A 1,746-nucleotide genomic window follows, 5' to 3' on the forward strand; every position below is an offset into this window, starting at 1 on the left:
GCCATCACCCACCACCCCACAAAGGAGGCCCAGGCTCTGACGGATTGTAGGCACACGGTTTCAGGTACTATTTCACTCCCCGCCAGGGGTACTTTTCACCTTTCCCTCACGGTACTCGTCCGCTATCGGTCATCGAGGAGTATTTAGGCTTAACGGGTGGTCCCGCCAGATTCACACAGAATTCTTCGAGTTCCGTGTTACTTGGGAATCACATGCAACGCAGCCACACACTTACGCGTACGGGGCTCTCACCCTCTACGGCGCCCCCTTCCAGGAGACTTCAACTTCATGCATGGTTTCTTACTGCGCACACCGCCGGCAGACGATGTCACACGCGTCCCACAACCCCGTATCCACAACCCCTGCCGGGTATCACATGACATACGGTTTAGCCTCTTCCGATTTCGCTCGCCACTACTCTCGGAATCACTATTGTTTTCTCTTCCTACCGGTACTGAGATGTTTCACTTCCCGGCGTTCCCTCCACACACCCTATACATTCAGGTGCAGGTAACTGGACATGACTCCAGCCAGGTTTCCCCATTCGGACACCCCCGGATCACAGCTCGTTTGCCAACTCCCCAGGGCTTATCGCAGGCTACTACGTCCTTCATCGGCTCTCGATGCCAAGGCATCCACCATGTGCCCTTCATAGCTTGCCAAACACCACAAACACACCCCAACACCCACACCCCCGACCAGCCGAAACCAACCGGAGAAATGAACCTGGGGCACACCCGCAGCATCCAACACACACAAAGAACAAAAGTCCCCACCCCCAATCAAAGGGCGAAGACCTCTACAACAACAAACAATGCAACAAAACACCCACACCACCCCCTTCAACAGGGGCAGCGCAGACAAAATTGCCACAAAGATGCTCGCGTCCACTATGAAAAAACCAAACACCAAACCCAACAACCCCCCACCAACCCACACCGGGCCAGCACGACGAAGCAGGCACCAAGACCAACCCCCCCAAACCAGCAGGAGCCGAGCGCCCCGAAAGACGCACCTGAGGCCTCAGAACCCCAACAGTGTGCCCCCCACCCACCAGACCACCCCCACCCCACACAGGGCAGAAGAGAACCGGACCACGCGACCCGGCTGTGAACCCGGGCCCCGCACCAGACAGGGGAGATAGACGTCGTTCCACTAGTGAGCTACCCCCGACCAGGCCCACCAACGGGACCTCAGGCCGGGACCAGACCCCACACCCACCCGCACAAGACGGGCAAGCCCCCCTCACTCAAGAAGGGACCAGGCTCTGGCTCTGTAAGTGCTCCTTAGAAAGGAGGTGATCCAGCCGCACCTTCCGGTACGGCTACCTTGTTACGACTTCGTCCCAATCGCCAGCCCCACCTTCGACGGCTCCCCCCACAAGGGTTGGGCCACCGGCTTCGGGTGTTGCCGACTTTCGTGACGTGACGGGCGGTGTGTACAAGGCCCGGGAACGTATTCACCGCAGCGTTGCTGATCTGCGATTACTAGCGACTCCGACTTCATGGGGTCGAGTTGCAGACCCCAATCCGAACTGAGACCGGCTTTTAGGGATTCGCTCCCCCTCACGGGATCGCAGCCCTCTGTACCGGCCATTGTAGCATGCGTGAAGCCCTGGACATAAGGGGCATGATGACTTGACGTCATCCCCACCTTCCTCCGAGTTGACCCCGGCAGTCTCGCATGAGTCCCCGCCACCCCGAAGGGCGCGCTGGCAACATGCGACAAGGGTTGCGCTCGTTGCGG

At 58.9% G+C, this 1,746-nt stretch carries 2 rRNA genes; both read right to left on the minus strand.

Annotated features, from left to right (window positions below):
* A 23S ribosomal RNA gene (locus ABD295_RS21090) occupies positions 1-662 on the minus strand; the annotation flags it as partial.
* Positions 663-1,290: 628 nt separating this feature from the next.
* Positions 1,291-1,746, minus strand: a 16S ribosomal RNA gene (locus tag ABD295_RS21095); the annotation flags it as partial.

Source organism: Nocardioides bigeumensis, from assembly GCF_039531755.1.
GTDB lineage: Bacteria > Actinomycetota > Actinomycetes > Propionibacteriales > Nocardioidaceae > Nocardioides > Nocardioides bigeumensis.